General features: G+C 37.8%; 16 protein-coding genes. 10 read left to right on the top strand and 6 right to left on the bottom strand.

What is annotated here, in order from left to right:
* The coding region (locus V7D82_RS07910) for an MATE family efflux transporter (RefSeq protein WP_333600437.1) at positions 1–600 on the bottom strand (600 nt) is incomplete at its 3' end.
* 105 nt (positions 601–705) lie between these two features.
* On the opposite strand from V7D82_RS07910, the gene V7D82_RS07905 reads away from it, so the two are divergent.
* The 3 genes from V7D82_RS07905 to V7D82_RS07895 all read left to right on the top strand — a co-directional run bounded on the left by V7D82_RS07905 (position 706) and on the right by V7D82_RS07895 (position 3,062).
* Positions 706–1,527, top strand: a complete 822-nt coding sequence (locus V7D82_RS07905) for a DUF6929 family protein (protein ID WP_333600436.1) — start codon at positions 706–708, stop codon at positions 1,525–1,527.
* 132 nt (positions 1,528–1,659) lie between these two features.
* Positions 1,660–2,160 carry an RNA polymerase sigma factor gene (locus V7D82_RS07900; RefSeq protein ID WP_333600438.1) on the top strand — a complete coding sequence of 167 codons (501 nt, stop codon included), beginning with the start codon at positions 1,660–1,662 and terminating at the stop codon, positions 2,158–2,160.
* A 2-nt stretch (positions 2,161–2,162) separates the two neighbouring features.
* Positions 2,163–3,062 (top strand): hypothetical protein, encoded by a 900-nt coding sequence (locus V7D82_RS07895; RefSeq protein ID WP_333600435.1) that lies wholly within the window; start codon positions 2,163–2,165, stop codon positions 3,060–3,062.
* Between the two features lie 118 nt (positions 3,063–3,180).
* Here V7D82_RS07895 and V7D82_RS07890 read toward each other — a convergent pair whose 3' ends face one another.
* Positions 3,181–4,815, bottom strand: a complete 1,635-nt coding sequence (locus V7D82_RS07890) for an ABC-F family ATP-binding cassette domain-containing protein (protein WP_333600434.1) — start codon at positions 4,813–4,815, stop codon at positions 3,181–3,183.
* Between the two features lie 146 nt (positions 4,816–4,961).
* Between V7D82_RS07890 and V7D82_RS07885 the strand changes: the two genes are divergently transcribed.
* Positions 4,962–6,185: an MFS transporter gene (locus V7D82_RS07885; RefSeq protein ID WP_333600433.1), complete on the top strand. Its 1,224-nt coding sequence runs from the start codon at positions 4,962–4,964 to the stop codon at positions 6,183–6,185.
* Here the strand turns inward: V7D82_RS07885 and V7D82_RS07880 are convergent, their stop codons facing one another.
* From V7D82_RS07880 to V7D82_RS07865, 4 genes are all read right to left on the bottom strand, one after another.
* Entirely contained in the window at positions 6,186–6,401 is a 216-nt protein-coding gene (locus V7D82_RS07880) for a DUF2007 domain-containing protein (protein WP_333600432.1), read from the bottom strand.
* A gap of 67 nt (positions 6,402–6,468) precedes the next feature.
* Complete coding sequence (locus tag V7D82_RS07875) at positions 6,469–7,089, bottom strand: DEAD/DEAH box helicase (RefSeq protein ID WP_333600431.1); 621 nt, start codon at positions 7,087–7,089, stop codon at positions 6,469–6,471.
* The gene (locus tag V7D82_RS07870) at positions 7,089–8,252 is read right to left on the bottom strand and encodes a sigma-54-dependent transcriptional regulator (RefSeq protein WP_333600430.1); all 1,164 of its coding nucleotides are present in this window, start codon (positions 8,250–8,252) and stop codon (positions 7,089–7,091) included. The genes V7D82_RS07875 and V7D82_RS07870 overlap by 1 nt, the downstream gene beginning before the upstream one ends.
* Before the next feature lie 93 nt (positions 8,253–8,345).
* The gene (locus V7D82_RS07865) at positions 8,346–8,852 is read right to left on the bottom strand and encodes a hypothetical protein (protein WP_333600429.1); all 507 of its coding nucleotides are present in this window, start codon (positions 8,850–8,852) and stop codon (positions 8,346–8,348) included.
* 127 nt (positions 8,853–8,979) lie between these two features.
* Between V7D82_RS07865 and panB the strand changes: the two genes are divergently transcribed.
* From panB to V7D82_RS07835, 6 genes are all read left to right on the top strand, one after another.
* The gene (panB, locus tag V7D82_RS07860) at positions 8,980–9,798 is read left to right on the top strand and encodes a 3-methyl-2-oxobutanoate hydroxymethyltransferase (protein ID WP_333600428.1); all 819 of its coding nucleotides are present in this window, start codon (positions 8,980–8,982) and stop codon (positions 9,796–9,798) included.
* A 41-nt stretch (positions 9,799–9,839) separates the two neighbouring features.
* Positions 9,840–10,193, top strand: coding sequence for a four helix bundle protein (locus V7D82_RS07855; protein ID WP_333600427.1), 354 nt, complete (start codon positions 9,840–9,842; stop codon positions 10,191–10,193).
* Positions 10,194–10,218: 25 nt separating this feature from the next.
* A complete protein-coding gene (locus V7D82_RS07850; RefSeq protein WP_333600426.1) occupies positions 10,219–10,908 on the top strand; it encodes an RluA family pseudouridine synthase in 690 nt (229 codons plus the stop codon).
* A gap of 60 nt (positions 10,909–10,968) precedes the next feature.
* Positions 10,969–12,306, top strand: coding sequence for a hypothetical protein (locus V7D82_RS07845; RefSeq protein ID WP_333600425.1), 1,338 nt, complete (start codon positions 10,969–10,971; stop codon positions 12,304–12,306).
* Between the two features lie 60 nt (positions 12,307–12,366).
* Positions 12,367–13,698, top strand: coding sequence for an aldehyde dehydrogenase (locus V7D82_RS07840; protein ID WP_333600424.1), 1,332 nt, complete (start codon positions 12,367–12,369; stop codon positions 13,696–13,698).
* A gap of 215 nt (positions 13,699–13,913) precedes the next feature.
* Positions 13,914–17,774 (top strand): PAS domain S-box protein, encoded by a 3,861-nt coding sequence (locus tag V7D82_RS07835; protein WP_333600423.1) that lies wholly within the window; start codon positions 13,914–13,916, stop codon positions 17,772–17,774.
* The last annotated feature ends 9 nt before the right edge of the window (positions 17,775–17,783 follow it).

Raw genomic sequence — 17,783 nt, 5'->3', positions numbered from 1 at the left:
AATCACTGTTCCTAAGCCAGCGCCAAGGATTCCCATTTTTGGAAAAATCCACACACCGTAGATCAAACAGTAATTAATGATAACGTGCAAAATATTAGCCATCACTATAGCATACATTGAGATTTTGGTCATCGAAAGTCCGTCAGCAAATTGCTTGTAGCCTTGATAAATGATTAATGGAACCAATGAAAAAGCTACCCAATCCAAGTATGGTTTTGCTAATGTGATTACTTCCTCAGGCTGGTGCAACAATTCCATAATCGGCTTTGCCAAAACAACTAATCCGAAAAGCGCAAATCCTAAAATCACGCACAAAAACAAGCCATGATGAAAAGCAGAACGGATTTTCGAAGTGTTTTTTTCGGCATCGGCTTCAGCCACAATGGGCGTAATGGCTGTTGAAAATCCAATTCCCAATGACATCGCCACAAAAATCAGACTATTGCCCAAAGAAACTGCCGCGAGCTCAGTACTTCCCAGCTTTCCCACCATGATGTTATCGACAATCCCAATGAGCGTATGACCCAACATTCCCAGTATTACCGGGTAAGCCAGTTGCATGTTATATCGAAATTCTTTGGTGTATTGCGTTAAATTCACAGTGCTTTTTTTGAGTGGGCAAAGATAAGAGGTTTTATGGATTTCATTAGGTTTAAAAAACACAATCCGGATGATTTTGGCCGGATTACTATTTATATTTGTGTTATGGAAAAAATGCAACTTCATCCCTATTTTGAAATCAAAGGCATAGGAGCCGCTTCGGGATTGGTCTATAAAGACAATTCGTTATTCATTGTTTCGGACAACAGTACCTTTCTTTATGAATACAACTTAAACGAAAAAGTACTGCACAAAATAAAACTTTTTGAAGACAGTCAGGAAAATCTAGCCAAGAAAGACAAAGCCGATTTTGAGTCGATAACACTATTCGACAACAAATTGTATTTGTATGGTTCCGGCTCCACTAAAAAGCGGGATATCCGAGTTAAATTTGATTTGGAAACCAAAGAAATAAAACAGAAGGATTTATCGAAACTTCACAAAAAACTCCGCCAAACCATTGCGCTGAATGACGATGAGCTCAATATTGAAGGCATTATCATTGATTCCGAAAATTATTATTTGTTCCAAAGAGGCAATGGTGTTCAGGCTCAGAATGGGATTTTCACTTATAACAAAATAAGTAAAAATGTAGCATTCGTGCCGATTGTGCTTCCCAAAGTTAAAAACATCGAAGCCACGTTTACCGATGCCATTTTGGTGGAAACCAAAGTCTATTTCCTAGCGGCTTGCGAAGACACTACCTCAACTTATACTGACGGTGAAATTTATGGCAGCTTTTTAGGAAGCCTGGATTTGAAAACCAAGGAAGTGCATTTCGTACAGCAAATTTCGGACAGTCAAAAATTTGAGGGACTGACTTTGTTCAGCGAAACTGCCACTCAAATCGAGTTTTTGCTTTGTGAAGACAACGATAAAGAAGAATTGACTTCAACTATTTATAAATTAATTTTAGAAAAAACCTAGTAAAATCAGACATTCCGAAATAAAGCATATTTTTTTTTCATTGCCGTCCCAACCTTTTTATAAAAAAACGCCTCTTTAGTTATAAAGACATTCCTAGTGATCAACGAAACCTTAATAGTAGCCTGTAAAAAAATGCAACGCGATGCGCAGCGGCAAGTGTACGACCACTTGGCTCCTAAGTTGTATCGCACCTGCAAGCGGTATTTAAAGAAAGAGGAAGAAATTGAAGAAGTGCTGGCGGATACGTTCTATACCATTTTCACCAAATTGGATCAGTTGAAGGAAACCGGCGCTTTTGAAGCCTGGGCCCGGAAGATTGCCGTGAATCAGTGTTTGCTGCAATTGAAACGCAATGTGAATTTTAATTTGTATCTCGAAGAAAATACGATTAAAATACAACCGGAAAGTGCCGATGAAACGCCATTGGAAGAAGAAGATTTGCTCAACCTGCTCAATTTTATTCCCGAAGGCTGCCAGACCATTTTCAATCTTTTTGTCATTGAAGGCTATGGTCACAAAGAAATTGCCAAAATGCTGAACATCTCCGAAGGAACGTCGAAATCACAGTTGAATGTGGCTAAAACCAAATTGAAAGAGTTGGTCAACACCTTGTATTATCAAAAAGCAAAGTAACCATGGAACATCAAGATAATTTATTCAATCAAATTAAAGCGGCGGCCAACAATGCCGAAACGCCGAATTTTGCTTCTATGGACAAAGTCTGGAACCGTGTGGAAGAAAAGCTGGATAAAAAAGAGCTGAAATCCGCCAATCAGCTTTGGAAAAAATGGGCAATAGCCGCTTCCTTATTACTGGGAATATCGATTGGGTATCAGTTTTTAAAAAATGACAAAGTTGAAAACAGCAAAAACAAAATAGTCACAAAAATCGATACAATACAAAAAACCATTCCTGACAATACGGTTGTAGTAGTAACCAACAAAGCCAATCCGGCAATAAAAAAGGAGGCAGATGCTATTTTACAAAAACAAATTGTAGCGAAAACACAAGTAGCCTTAGAAGAAAAAATAAGTGATAAGGATAATACTGAAGTAAGCTCTGAAGACATTATTTCCTCACAAGCCGGTTATTACATGCATCCGATTACAGCCAATGCCAATACTATGTCAGGTAGTTATAGTACCGAATCCAAAAGCGCTCCATCAAAAGACGTAGAGTTGTTTGTGAAAAAAGAAAATCAGGTTTCCGATGCTCATAAAGAAAAACCTTTGATTGTGATTGATGACAAAATAGCCAAGAAACAAAACCTAAAAAACATCAATGCCGATAATTTAGAATCCATAGTAGAACTGAAAGAACCGCTCTACATCATTAACGGTGTTGAATACAGTGAGCAGGAAGTTTTTGGTCCCAACCCTACAAGTCCGTACACTCCTTTAGACCAACAGGAAATTGAAACCATCTCCATATTGCAGGATGGGAAAGCCGTCGAAGCTTATGGGGAAAAAGGCAAAAATGGTGTCGTGATTATCACTACTAAAAATGGGAAACCTCTTGTAAAAGAAAGTAAATAACTGATTTTTTATAGAAGACAACATTAAAAATAGTTAAGTTGGGTTGATTGATTAATGTTGAAAACCCTGTCTGATTGCACTCGGACAGGGTTTTTGTTATAGTAAAATCTCTCGGAATTTATTTTTCTATTTCTCTTAAGCTTTCCATCTTTTTGTGGGCCAGGAAGCCTTTGATGTCTTCGAAATGTTCTTTCACGCGCTTGTGCCCGAATTCGAAAACTTTAGTGGCCAAGCCGTCCAGGAAATCACGGTCGTGCGACACTAAGATCAACGTGCCATCAAAATCGCGCAATGCATCTTTTATGATGTCTTTGGTTTTCATGTCTAAGTGATTCGAAGGCTCATCGAGTATCAGCAGGTTTACTGGTTCCAACAATAATTTAATCATTGCCAGACGTGTTTTTTCACCACCGGAAAGCACTTTTACTTTTTTGGTAATATCATCGCCTTGGAACATAAAAGCTCCCAATATATCTTTGATTTTGGTACGCACATCGCCCACAGCAATGTCATCAATCGTAGAGAAAATTGTCCCGTTTTCGTCTAATAAAGACGCTTGATTTTGCGCAAAGTAACCTATTTGAGCATTGTGCCCAATTTCCACACTACCACCGTTGATATCAATCTCTTTCATGATAGCCTTAATCATGGTTGATTTTCCTTCTCCGTTTTTGCCGACGAAAGCTACTTTATCGCCGCGTTCAATTACTATATTGGCATCCTTAAAAATCAAATGATCGCCATACGATTTTTCCAAATCCTTTACAATAACAGGATAATTCCCGGAACGGACAGCTGGTGGAAATTTCAGTTTCAGGGCCGAGGTATCTACTTCATCCACTTCAACAATAACCAATTTTTCCAGCATTTTCACTCTCGATTGAACCGCATCCGTTTTAGAAAAAGTTCCTTTAAAACGATCAATAAATGCCTGGTTATCGGCTATCATTTTCTGTTGCTCGTCGTAGGCTTTTTGTTGGTGAATTCGGCGGTCTTTTCGCAACTCCAGGTAATGGGAATATTTCGCTTTGTAATCGTAAATTCTCCCCATCGTTACTTCAATAGTACGATTCGTAATATTATCTACAAAGGCTCTGTCGTGGGAAATTACCACTACCGCTTTTGCCGAATTGATTAAGAAATCTTCCAACCATTGAATACTCTCAATATCCATGTGGTTCGTAGGCTCATCCAGCAGAATCAAATCCGGTTTTTGCAACAGGATTTTGGCCAATTCGATACGCATTCTCCAGCCTCCGGAAAACTCCGAAGTTTGGCGCGTGAAGTCTTCTCTTTCAAATCCTAAACCGGTTAAAATCTTTTCTACTTCCGCTTCGTAGTTGATCTCTTCAATAGCATAAAACTTCTCGCTTAAGTCAGAAACCTGCTCAATCAGCTTCATGTATTCATCGCTTTCATAATCCGTACGGATGGTCAACTGCTCATTGATTTGGTCAATCTCGGCTTTCATTTTAAAGATTTGGCCAAAAGCTTTCGACGCTTCTTCCATAACCGTAGCACCATCTGTGGTTAACAAATGTTGCGGCAAATAAGCTATCACGGCATCCTTAGGAGCCGAAATACTTCCGGTGGAAGGCTTAGATTCGCCGGCAATTATCTTTAATAAAGTTGATTTTCCGGCGCCGTTTTTTCCCATAAGGGCAATTTTGTCATTTTCGTTAATGGCAAAAGAAACATCGCTGAATAAAGTGGTTCCGCCAAATTGCACGGAGATATCGTTGACTGTAATCATGGTAGATTATTAGACTGTTAGGTTTTTAGACTTCTTAGATTTTTGAAGCGGCAAAGATAGTTTAATTTGAGAATGAGGCAATTTGAAAATTTGAAAATGTGTGGATTGTTTTAATTACCTTTATTTTTATTTATTCAGAATCATTTATGCCGTTATTAGACTATAGTTTTCTCAGCAAAATTTTGCCCAAAGCCAAGATTAAAAAGAGCTTTAGAAAGGCCAAACAGTCCTATCTTAATCGGGTTCGGTTGGCGACTTCTTTATTTTTCTTTGGGATGGGATTTTGTTTTTCTACCTGGGCAAGCCGCATTCCGGATATTAAATCGATGTTGCATCTTAGCGAAGCGGCACTGGGCACTTTGCTTTTTGCGCTGCCTGCCGGGCAATTGGTCGCTATGCCCCTTTCAGGAAAAATAGTAACGAAATACGGAAGCCGAAACATCTCCATTTTGGGCTTGATTTTGTACGCAGCCTGCCTTATTCTGCCCGGATTGGCAACGGCTCGTAGGGAGTTGGCCGCGGCCTTATTTTTATTCGGATTCTTTGGCAACTTTTGCAACATTGCGGTCAATACCCATGGCGTTTATACGCAACAACTTTTTGACAAACCGATTATTGGCTCCTTTCACGGTTCGTGGAGCTTAGCGGGATTTTGCGGAGCTTTGGTAGGCTTGCTCATGCTGGCTTTTAAGATGAGTCCGCTGCAGCATTTTATCATGGCGTTTGCCTTTGTAATGCTACTACTTTTGACCAATTACAAATTCATTATCAAAGCCAAATCCAAACAGGAAGAAGAAAAATCGAGTTATTCCTTTTTTAAAAACCCTGACAAAACCTTGCTTTGGTTGGGCATCATTTGTTTTTGCGGCATGGCCAGCGAAGGAATCATGTTTGATTGGAGCGGTGTGTATTTTAAAGAAATCATAAAAGCACCGGGAGCTTTGGTTGTTTTGGGCTATACCTCGTTTATGATATGCATGGCTTCAGGGCGATTTTTGAGCGATATTTTGGTGGGAAAATATGGTGCTAAAAAAGTACTGATTATTAGTGGCCTGGTCATCTCATTCGGATTGTATATGGCGGTTTTGTTTCCTTATTTAATTCCGTGTACGATCGCCTTTATGTTGGTGGGATTTGGCGTTGCGAACGTAGTTCCGATTATTTTTAATGTAGCCGGAAATAACGAAAAAGTACCTACCGGTATTGCGCTGACGATAGTTTCCAGTATCAGTTTCTTGGGATTTTTGATTGGTCCGCCATTGATTGGTTTCATTGCCGAGTTGACTAGTTTGAAATATTCTTTCGCCATTATTGGCGTTTTTGGAATCTTTATTTCGATATTAGTTAGTCGACTGAAAATATTCCAATAACTAAATACTCAACCGAAACTCCTCAATCACCGGACTGGCTTTGCCAAAATCAATTTCCTGAATGAATAACTCCACAGGTTTTGTGGTAGCAATACTAGGCAACACATTTGCCTGATTGTTGTTGCGGATTACCACAGTGATAGCGGCTTCTTCCAGTTTTTCTTTTAAAGTAATGGCCAGAATTTCTTCGCCCGAAAATATTTTTATTAGTCCCATTATGTTAGGTATGAGGTAATGAATTATAAGTTATGAGTTGTGTGTTTACGGAATACTGCGACTGCAACTACTCTTCCTCTTCCATTTCAAAGAAGAGCGGCTCAATCATGACTTTGTCGGCCAGGACTTCTACCCTTTCGGTGATTTGGGAACAAAAGAATATGCGTTGGGTTTTTTCAATACTCATCATCAGACGCTGCACAATAGCATCATGGCGCAAACGGAAAAGCACGTCAGCATCATCTACCACAAACATTTTTACGGTATTGATGTTGAATCCTGCCGAAGCAAACATAGCGTTGATTTTGGTAGGCGTACCAATTAAAACATCCAATCCCATAGAAATGATGTTTTTATCATAATCGATATCTCCTTTATCGTGAACACCAAGAATACTTAAATCCTGATAAGTGCCATATTTTAAAAACAGCTCTTCCATTTCCAGCACGCGCTCTTTGGTCTCTACAATAATTAAAGCCCGGGTACTTTCCCCCATGGATTTTTCCATCCGTTGGAGCACATTCAGTACAATAGCAGTAGTTTTTCCGCTTCCACCCGGAGATTGAATCACAGCATCAGCACCGCTCTTAATCGTAGAAAAAGTGGCTTGTTGCATTTCATTGGCTTCGGTCAGACCGTTTTCGATGAGTGCTTTTTGGAGGTTGGGGTTTATTTTTTTTAGATTCATTATTTACTGGCAAAAAGTTTAACATCCATTTCCGAAATCTCGCTTCCGCCGAGGATTATCAAGCGTTCTACTACATTTCGCAATTCACGAATGTTTCCGGTCCAATCGTATTCCTGTAATAATTTGATAGCTTCTTTGGAGAATGCTTTGGTCGCGTTTCCTTGTTCTTCGGCAATTTTGACGGCAAAGTGTTCTATTAGAAGCGGAATATCATCGCGTCTGTCGTTTAATGACGGAACCTTAATTAAGATTACCGCCAAACGGTGGTATAAATCTTCCCGGAATCTTCCTTCCGCGATTTCTTTTTTCAAATCCTTGTTGGTAGCCGCAATCACACGCACGTTGATTTTAATGTCCTTATCGGCACCGACTCTTTGAATCAAACTTTCCTGTAAAGCCCGCAATACTTTGGCTTGAGCTGAAAGACTCATATCGCCAATTTCATCCAGGAAAATCGTTCCGCCATCGGCTGCTTCGAACTTTCCGGCTCTGTCTTTTACGGCAGAAGTGAAAGCTCCTTTGACGTGACCAAACAATTCGCTTTCAATCAGTTCTGAGGGAATAGCAGCACAATTGACTTCAATCATCGGAGCATGGGCTCGTTCGCTTTTTTCGTGAAGTTGGTGGGCTACCAGTTCTTTTCCGGTTCCGTTGGGTCCTGTGATTAAAACACGGGCATCGGTCAAAGCTACTTTATCAATCATTTGTTTGATTTGATTCACAGGTTCGCTTTCGCCAATGATTTCGTAGTTTTTGGAAACTTTTTTCTTTAGGATTTTGTTTTCCACCACCAATTGCTTTTTATCTAAAGCGTTGCGAACTGTATTTAATAATCGATTCAAATCGGGTGGTTTGGATATGTAATCAAATGCACCTAGACGCATGGTGTTGACTGCCGTTTCCAAATCGCCGTGGCCGGAAATCATGACCATTGGGATTTCGGGTTTTATTTTTTTGACAGCTTCGAGTAATTCTTCGCCGTTCATTTTGGGCATTTTGATGTCGCACAATACCAAATCGTAGTCTTCGTTTTTGATTTTTTCAAAACCAAGTTTCCCGTCTTCGGCTTCTTCTACGGTATACGTATCACTTTCTTCGGAAAGTATTTTGACCAATACTCTACGGATGGCGGCTTCGTCTTCGATGATTAATATTTTGGGCATTTCAATAATTTTATAAGAGCACAAAGTTAATCATCAAAAGCGTTTTATCATCATAGAAAAGTAAGAATCAAACAATTTAAAATAAAAACAGCTTTACGGCTGCAAGAGTAAAGTTTGGAAAACTAAATCTTCCCCGAAATTTTCATGCGCCACGGTTCGGAATAAAAACCACAATAGAAAATCGAGTAAATAATCATTGTTTTCTTCAACTGATTTGATTTGCGTAACTATTTTCCCTTCAAATATTTTCAAACCATAACTTAGTAGCTCCGTCTCATTTTTGATCAGTAGTACTTCTGCCAATGGATTATTTCTAACTTTTAATTGTAAGTATTCATTTTGATACACAACGACAGCTGTGGAGGAGAACCAATTTTTCGGCACCATTTTTAGAATCAAATTTCCTTTATAATCAACTAGCTGTAATTTATTTTTCCAAAAACCAGATTGCTCTATGGTGAATAATTGTCCATCCACATCCAATAAAGCACTGGGATTCCATTTGCTATTACTGATTTCTAGTGTTCCAATTCTTTTGGCTCCTACAGAAAAAATGTATTTTTTTTCCGTTACTTTTTGCCATACTTTAGTTGTTTCCATAATTTCTTTTTTGGGAATAAGTATCCTTTAAAATCAATTGGTTACAGTCCTTCAGAGTATTAGAGACAGATTTAACATTAATATTACAATTCCTTTTTATTACCTTTACTTCATCAAAAACAAAGCAATGTCTACAGCAAAAAAAGATTACAAAAGAATTACGACCAAGTCCTTATTTGACATGAAAGCCAATGGCGAAAAAATATCGATGCTAACGGCCTATGATTTTACCATGGCCAAAATTGTAGATACCGCGGGAGTTGATGTGATTTTAGTGGGCGACTCAGCCAGTAATGTTATGGCCGGTCACGAAACGACTTTGCCGATAACGTTGGACCAAATGATTTATCACGCTTCGTCAGTAGTGAGAGCTGTTGAGAGAGCTTTGGTAGTGGTGGATTTGCCATTTGGAAGTTACCAATCGGATCCGAAAGAAGCATTGCGTTCTTCTATCCGAATTATGAAAGAAAGCGGCGGACATGCTGTAAAACTGGAAGGCGGAGGCGAAATTAAAGAAAGTATCAAACGCATCCTGAACGCCGGAATTCCGGTGATGGGACACTTAGGATTGACACCACAATCGATATACAAATTTGGGACATACACAGTACGTGCCAAAGAAGAAGCCGAAGCAGAACAACTAATTGAAGATGCTAAGTTATTAGAAAAACTAGGTTGCTTTGCTTTGGTTTTAGAAAAAATTCCGGCCAGTTTAGCCGAAAAAGTAGCCAAAACAATTTCCATTCCTGTGATTGGTATTGGTGCCGGTGGCGGCGTTGACGGACAAGTGTTGGTAATTCACGACATGCTGGGGATGAACAACGAATTCAGTCCGAGATTTTTGAGACGCTACTTAAACTTATACGAGCAAATGACTGCAGCAATCGGAAACTATGTGACGGATGTAAAATCGAAAGATTTTCCGAACTCAAGCGAGCAATATTAATCTAGATTTTTAGATTGTTGGATTTTTAGATTATTAGAAATATGCACAGATTTAAAGATTTGGAAATTTGGAAATTAAGCAGACAATTTTGTTCAAGTATTTATGCTACAACATCAAATTTTCCAGATAACGAAAAATTTGGATTGACAAATCAATTAAGAAGAGCTTCCGTTTCAGTTCCTTCAAATATAGCTGAAGGTTGTTCAAGAAGCAGTAATAAAGATTTTTCAAGGTTCTTAGAAATTGCAATTGGTTCAATTTACGAAATAGAAACACAATTGTTAATAGCTTTTGATTTAGGATATATAAATCAATTAAAATTAGACGAATTAATCTATAATTTAGATACAATTATAAAGATGATATCTAAATTTCGCTCAACATTACAGGTCTAATAATCCAACAATCTAATAATCTGTAATGAAAGAAGTCTCGAATAAAAACAACCTCCAAATTCTTCACGAAGACAATCACATTATAGTGGTGAATAAGCGCGTGGGCGACATTGTGCAAGGCGATAAAACAGGAGACAAACCTTTATCTGAAGTGGTCAAAGAATACATCAAAGACAAATACCAAAAACCCGGAGAAGTCTTTCTAGGCGTAGTTCATCGCTTGGATAGGCCTACTACCGGAATTGTAGTTTTTGCCAGAACCAGTAAAGCTTTGACGCGTTTGAATGAAATGTTCAGCCAACGGGAAACACAAAAAACATATTGGGCTGTGGTTAAAAACAAACCACCAAAAACAACCGACAACTTAGTTCATTTTTTGAAAAGAAATGAAAAAAACAATACTTCCAAAGCCCACACCAAAGAAGTTCCTGAGAGCAAAAAAGCCAGTTTGGATTACACCATCATCAAAGAACTGGATAATTATTTTGTTTTAGAAATCAACCTCCACACCGGAAGACATCACCAAATCAGAGCGCAATTAGCCGCCATTGGTTGTCCTATAAAAGGCGATTTGAAATACGGTTTTGACCGCAGCAATCCGGATGGTGGCATTCATTTGCATGCCCGAAAATTGGTTTTCATTCATCCGGTTACCAAGGAAAGTCTTGAAATCATTGCTCCCACACCAAAAGATGCTATTTGGAATTCGATTTAAACTAAAAGTTGTATTTTTACGTTTATTAATATAGTAGTAACCCAAATAAATCTACCTTTTATGAAAAAAATCATTGTAACCTTAAGTCTCTTTTGGACGATTAGTTCTTTTGCACAAGACCAATTCTCGGGCATCAGCACCTCGAATCGCGTTGGTATTTTAAACGGTGATTTGAACCCGGCAGAGTTTGCCAATCTTTCCAACAGGTTTGAAGTCAACATTTACGGACTTAGCTTTAATGTGGCTAATAACAAAATTGGATTTAGCGATTTGAACTCCGGCACTAATTTGGAAAATCTGATTTTCACAGGAACTGAGCCGGTAAATGCTCGATTTGATGCTGAAATTATGGGACCCGGTTTTGCCATGAAATGGATGAAATGGGGATTTGGTATCACTACCAAAGCCCATGCAAAGTTTAATATTATTGATGTTGACCCAGCTATTGGGGATGCTATTACTAATAATAATTTGATTTTGAATACCACTATTTTGAATAGCAGTAACAACCAACGTTTAAACGGAACTGCTTATGGTGAGATTGGCTTTTCTGCTGGGCGTAATTTGATAGAAACTGACCAATACAGTTTCAATGCCGGAATTACTTTAAGAGTTTTATTTCCCGGTTCGTATTCCAATTTTGGTTTGAATAACCTGAACGGGCAAATTACGGAGAATCTTAGCGGGGCTTATCTTACTACCAATTCGCCTGCGACTCTAAACATAGCCTATTCCGGAAATTTGGCGGACAGTTTTACCAATTTCAGCGATTACAGTAAATCTATTTTTGGCGGATTAAATGGCCTGGCTACGGATATAGGTGTTAATTACCAATGGAAAGACGGCAGTAAAGCCTATAAAATAAATGCCGGTCTTGCCTTTAAAAATTTAGGAAGCATGACTTTTAAAGACAGCAACAACCAGTCAAGCAATTATTCCTTAAACATTCCAAGCAGCAATCCTTTGGATTTGAGTCAATTTGACAATGTCACTAATTTAAGGGACGTAGAAACTATTTTATTGAATGATGGTTATTTGACCAAAACTTCGGGTCAAAAGGATTTTAAAGTGAAACTACCTGCTTTAATCAGTATGTATGGCGATTTCAAAATCATTCCGAAAATATATGTTACCGGTTATTTTCAACGAAAATTGCATGATGACAACGGTAATGACCAAGTGACTGCCCTCAATATATTCTCGGTAACCCCGAGAGTAACCTTGGGCTTTTTCGAAGCCTATTTACCTGTCTCCAACAATGATGTTTCCGGAACTAGCGTTGGTGTTGGTTTTCGATTCAGAGGGTTTTACCTTGGTTCGAGTTCCATCGTAACGGCGTTGATTAACGACAGTAAACAAGCAGATTTACACATGGGATTCCGTTGGGCCTTTTTATAAGCAATTATATTGATTGTAATGGTTAAAAAAGCTATCTTAGCTTAGCTAACTTAACCAGACATGATTTTCAAATCAGATATCAATTATAGAAAACAAGCTTTAGTAAAGCTGTTGATTTCCATTCAATCGCAGGAAGAAGCCATACTGAAAGCACTTTATGACGATTTCAAAAAACCGGCCTTTGAGTCTGTTTTTAGTGAAACCAGCTATATTCTTGCCGAACTCAACCATACAATCAACAACATTCATAAATGGGCAAAACCAACATTGGTTTTGCCTTCTCTTTTAAATTTTCCATCGACAGATTTTATTTATAAAGAACCTTACGGCAAAGTGCTTATCATTGCGCCTTGGAATTATCCTTTTCAATTGGTCTTATCTCCTATGATTGCTGCCATTGCTGCAGGAAATCAAGTAGTGGTAAAACCCTCTGAACTGACTCCAAATACATCCCGGATTGTTGCTAAAATCATCAGCGAAACTTTTGACAAGAATCATGTGGAATGTATCGAAGGCGGCGTTGAAGTTACCCAACACTTATTGGCACAGCGCTGGGATTATATCTTTTTCACTGGTAGTGTTGTTGTTGGCAAAATTGTAGCCAAAGCAGCAGCCGAAAACCTAACTCCGGTAACGCTCGAACTCGGCGGGAAAAATCCGTGTATCGTTGATGCAAAAGCGAATCTGAAATTGGCAGCCAAAAGAATCGTTTGGGGAAAATTCCTCAATGCCGGTCAGACTTGCATAGCTTCCGATTATATTTTGGTACACCAAAAAGCAAAAGCAAAGTTTATTGATTATCTAAAAGAAGAAATCACCATTGCCTATACAGAAAACCCCGAGACTTCCCCCGATTTTCCTCGAATTATTAACGAGAAAAACTGGAAGCGATTGGTAGCTTTGTTGGAAAATGAAACGATACTTTTTGGTGGAAAAATAAACGCTCAGGATTGTTACATCGCTCCTACATTGCTGGATGAATCCGGCCAGGAGAGGTTGGTAATGCAGGAGGAAATTTTTGGCCCTCTCCTTCCTGTTTTAAGTTTTGAAACCGAAGAAGATTTGCAGCGCATTGTTTCGAAATACGAAAAGCCACTTTCGTTATATGTCTTTTCGGAAAATAATGCTTTTGCTAAAAAAATCATTCAGCAATACTCCTTTGGCGGCGGATGTATTAACGATACCGTAGTCCATTTTGCCAATAAACGATTGCCGTTTGGCGGTGTTGGTCACAGCGGTATCGGAGCGTATCACGGTCGATTTGCTTTTGATACTTTTTCGCATCACAAATCCATCGTTAAAAAAGCAAATTGGCTTGATTTACCCTTTAGGTATGCCCCTTACAAAGGAAAAATCAATTTAATAAAATACATCCTGAAGTGGTTTTCATAAAAACATCTCAAATAAGATTTTCAAATGGCAAAGGGTAATTTTATTTTTATTATATTGTTGCAGAAAATTACAAATCCCAAAATCTAAATTGTTTAATTGTATAAATCTACTATCCATTGAATAAGCTTGTTTCATTTGCAAACATCAATAGTTATATAATAATCAGTTTGCTATTAATTGTTTTACTGCTGTTTTATATAGCAGTTAGCAAAACATTGCAGAAAAAATTAAACCTCAGCAATAAATATTCTGAATTCGAACCCAAAGAAGAACAATTCCGAATCTATTTTCTTTTCTTCGGCATTACCATTCCACTGATAGAAACTATGGTGGATGTTTTCCAGTTAAGAGCCAGTAGTCATTTGGTCATCAATTTTTCGGTCGGTGCTCTCTTGCTATCGCTTTATTTCTTAAGCAGTACTAATAAAGCTTTTTATAAATACATAAACCTCATCTTCACTGTATTTTATTTCAGTTACTTATGTTACATTGCTTATAACGCCTTCTTCCAACCTTTTGAATTAATATCCTATATCGGTTTAATCGTAGGCTTTTTTCTTTCTTATTTTGTCATTAAAAATATCATCCAATACTGGTTTTTTGCCATTTTCTCATTGCTTTTATTAATTATTGCTTATCGCTATGAAATTATGGAAAGCAAACATGTCATGCTGCTGATTTGTGCTTTTATCTCTATAATTGCCATTCACATTTCAAGACATTTAGCGCTTTTGGAAACCCGAAATAAATTCCTGTTTTCGGATATTATTGTCAACAATGGAAATTCGCTGATTATTACGACCAATAAAAGAGGGGAAGTGTCATTTTGTAGTGAATCGGTAAAAACTATTTTGGGCTATGACGTTGAGGATGTTTTAGGGATGGATTTCTGGAATCTGACCGAAGACTCCGAATTTATTGGAGAATCCTACCATGACAGTTTTGTGGACAATCGATTATATACCCGAAAATTAAAGACGAAAAGTGGTGACTACAAATACATCCAATGGAAAGACAAAAGATATTCCGATAATATTGTCATTGGTATCGGACAGGATGTAACCGAACAAGTAAACATTAAGGACCAGTACCGAAGTTTAATTGAATCAGCAGCCGATTTGATTTATGAAATTGATTTAAATGCCAACGTTACTTATGTCAACCAATTCACTGTAAAAACGCTTGGTTATGACATTGATGCGATTTTAAACAAACATTTTACCAACTTCATCCGAAAAGATTACACCGAATATGTGGTTGATTTTTACAAAGAAATTCCAAAAGAAAGCCACGAATATAATGACCTAGTTTTCCCGTTGCTCAAAAATGACGGTGAGACCATTTGGGTTTCCCAAAAAGTAACATTGAAAAGAAATGAAAATGGAGAAGTTGTAGGTTTTTCAGCCATTGCGAGAGATATCACTTTGGTGAAAAACCTCGAAATCGAACATTACAACCGCAGCAAAAAAGTTAGAATTCACAATGAAACGCTCAAAAAACTAACCTCACAAAGCTACTCCAACAAAGATACTTTCTATGGCATTTTGAAGAACATCATCAAAGTGGCCAGTACCAACTGTACCATTGACCGGGTGAGTTATTGGTCGAGCATTGCTGGCGGATTGCGTTGTGAGAGCATGTATTTTTTCCACAATGATCGTTTTGAAAAGAATTTTTTCCTAGAGCGCGAGCGGTATCCTATTTACTTCAACAATATTGAAAACGGAAACCAAATTGTAGCTTCCAATGTTTACAACAACTATATGACACAAGAGTTGTGCTATGATTATTTTCCAAAAAACAATATCAAATCGTTACTGGACACCCCAATATTCATCAACGGAAAAATCGTCGGGATTCTATGTTTCGAAAAACTGGAAGTCACCATCGAATGGGACAATGAAGACATCAATTTTGCGCGTTCCATTGCAGATTTGATTGCCATTGCCATCGAAACCCAAATGCGCATAGAAGCCGAAAAGAAACTTACATACAAAAGCGACATCTTAGTCGAAATCATCAAAAACACCGAGAAATTTTTACTGTCAAAAAATACCAGCGAACTCTTTGAAGGCATACTCGAAACCATTGGAAATGTTACCCATGTGGACAAACTTTCGTTCTTTGAAAACAATCCGGAAAACAATACCTACACTCAAAAATACCGCTGGACTGCGGAAGCCAAATCATTGACCCCTCCCAATCCGAATCTGCAAAACCTTCCTCATAGTGTAGTACCGGAAATCTCGGCAAATTTGACACAAAATAAGATTTATTATTCCATTCTTCGAAAGATGAAAGATAATGTATCCCGGGAGTTTTTGCAAAAACTGAACACTAAGTCGGTTCTTTTTATTCCCATTTTTGTAAAATCATCGTTTTATGGGTTTATTGTTTTTGATGATTCTACCAAGGAAAGAGAATGGTCATCGGATGAAATTAGCGCTATGCAAACCCTGACCAACAATATTTCTTATGCTATTGAAAGAAATATCAATGAAGCCAAAATACAGGAAAGTGAAGAACGATTCCGGCTATTGGCCAATAATATTCCGGGAGCAGTTCACCTTTCAAGATATGATGACAAATGGTCAAAAATTTATTTGAATGACGAAATTGAAACGCTAACCGGTTATAAGAAATCAGATTTCCTGCAGAACAAGATTTTCTATATGGATTTGGTACATCCTGATGATTTAAAAATTGTAGAAGGCAAAGCCAAAGAATTATTCAAAAGCAAACAAAAGGTTCATTTAATTTACCGCATTATCAACAAGGCCGGGCATTATATATGGGTGGAAGAATTTGGAGAACCTATTTTTAAAGGCGGTGAAATTGAATATATTGTAGGGATCTTCATTGACATTACTAAAAGAATGGAAGCTGAAGAAGCCATTAAAGCCAAAAATTATGCCGAAGCTGCTAACCGCGCAAAATCGGAATTTCTGGCTAATATGAGTCACGAAATCCGAACGCCTCTGAACGGAATCATTGGTTTTACAGAGTTGTTGATGAACTCGGATTTGGAAGACATTCAGAAAAAATACATGAATACCATCAACCAATCGGCCAACGCCCTGATGGAAGTTATCAATAGCATTTTGGATTTTTCTAAAATTGAATCGGGAAAATTAGAATTGGACATAGAAAAATCGGGAGTGGATGATTTGGCCAATCAAGTAATGGAACTCATAAAATACGAGGCTAATCTCAAAGGCTTGGCTCTGAACTTAAACATCGAAAAAAATGTACCTAAATACATTTGGGTAGATTACATTCGACTGAAACAAGTCCTGATAAACCTGTTAAGCAACGCCGTGAAATTCACAGAAAAAGGGGCAATTGATTTTTCAATTACGGTGCACAAACTAGTGGATGACAGTACCATTCAATTAAAATTCTCCGTAAAAGACACCGGAATCGGAATTAAAAAGAAAAACCAATTGAAGATATTCGAAGCCTTTTCACAAGAAGACAATTCAACCTCTAAAAAATTTGGTGGCACTGGCTTAGGGCTTTCTATTTCCAATCAATTATTGAGTTTAATGAACAGCCAATTAGAACTTAAAAGTGAATCCGAGAAAGGTAGTGAGTTCAGTTTCATACTCGATGTAAACTATTCCAATCAAACATCAGGTGTAGATAAATTAAATGATTCTCATAATAAAACCGTAACAAAAACCAATATTGTAACCCATGACGATAAAATAGTCTTTATTGTAGAAGACAATAAAATAAACATGCTATTGGCGAAAACATTGGTCAAACAAATTTTACCCAATGCCGAAATTCATGAGTTAGAAAACGGAAAAGAAGCTTTAGAAAAAACTCAAACCCTCTTGCCTGATTTAATTTTGATGGACATACAAATGCCCGTTATGAACGGCTATGAATCTTCGACCGCCATCAGAAAATTACCTAACACAGCAAAAATTCCAATCATTGCACTAACCGCCGGAACGATAGTAGGTGAAAAAGAAAAATGTATCGAACACGGAATGAACGACTATATTCCGAAACCAATTGACAAAGTATTTTTAGAAAATATTATTAGAGAACACATAACTAGTAACTAAAACTTAAAA

Origin of the sequence: Flavobacterium sp. (assembly GCF_036741995.1) — a bacterium.
Classification (GTDB): domain Bacteria; phylum Bacteroidota; class Bacteroidia; order Flavobacteriales; family Flavobacteriaceae; genus Flavobacterium.
The sequence above is the reverse complement of the archived record's forward strand: the minus strand, read 5'-3'. Positions and strand labels throughout refer to the sequence as shown.

What these genes read in the sequence shown, in the direction of transcription:
- V7D82_RS07905 (WP_333600436.1), top strand. Translation starts at nt 706, where the DNA reads ATGGAAAAAATGCAACTTCATCCCTATTTTGAAATCAAAGGCATAGGA.
- V7D82_RS07900 (WP_333600438.1), top strand. Translation starts at nt 1,660, where the DNA reads ATGCAACGCGATGCGCAGCGGCAAGTGTACGACCACTTGGCTCCTAAG.
- V7D82_RS07895 (WP_333600435.1), top strand. Translation starts at nt 2,163, where the DNA reads ATGGAACATCAAGATAATTTATTCAATCAAATTAAAGCGGCGGCCAAC.
- V7D82_RS07890 (WP_333600434.1), bottom strand. Translation starts at nt 4,815, where the DNA reads ATGATTACAGTCAACGATATCTCCGTGCAATTTGGCGGAACCACTTTA.
- V7D82_RS07885 (WP_333600433.1), top strand. Translation starts at nt 4,962, where the DNA reads ATGCCGTTATTAGACTATAGTTTTCTCAGCAAAATTTTGCCCAAAGCC.
- V7D82_RS07880 (WP_333600432.1), bottom strand. Translation starts at nt 6,401, where the DNA reads ATGGGACTAATAAAAATATTTTCGGGCGAAGAAATTCTGGCCATTACT.
- V7D82_RS07875 (WP_333600431.1), bottom strand. Translation starts at nt 7,089, where the DNA reads ATGAATCTAAAAAAAATAAACCCCAACCTCCAAAAAGCACTCATCGAA.
- V7D82_RS07870 (WP_333600430.1), bottom strand. Translation starts at nt 8,252, where the DNA reads ATGCCCAAAATATTAATCATCGAAGACGAAGCCGCCATCCGTAGAGTA.
- V7D82_RS07865 (WP_333600429.1), bottom strand. Translation starts at nt 8,852, where the DNA reads ATGGAAACAACTAAAGTATGGCAAAAAGTAACGGAAAAAAAATACATT.
- panB (WP_333600428.1), top strand. Translation starts at nt 8,980, where the DNA reads ATGTCTACAGCAAAAAAAGATTACAAAAGAATTACGACCAAGTCCTTA.
- V7D82_RS07855 (WP_333600427.1), top strand. Translation starts at nt 9,840, where the DNA reads ATGCACAGATTTAAAGATTTGGAAATTTGGAAATTAAGCAGACAATTT.
- V7D82_RS07850 (WP_333600426.1), top strand. Translation starts at nt 10,219, where the DNA reads ATGAAAGAAGTCTCGAATAAAAACAACCTCCAAATTCTTCACGAAGAC.
- V7D82_RS07845 (WP_333600425.1), top strand. Translation starts at nt 10,969, where the DNA reads ATGAAAAAAATCATTGTAACCTTAAGTCTCTTTTGGACGATTAGTTCT.
- V7D82_RS07840 (WP_333600424.1), top strand. Translation starts at nt 12,367, where the DNA reads ATGATTTTCAAATCAGATATCAATTATAGAAAACAAGCTTTAGTAAAG.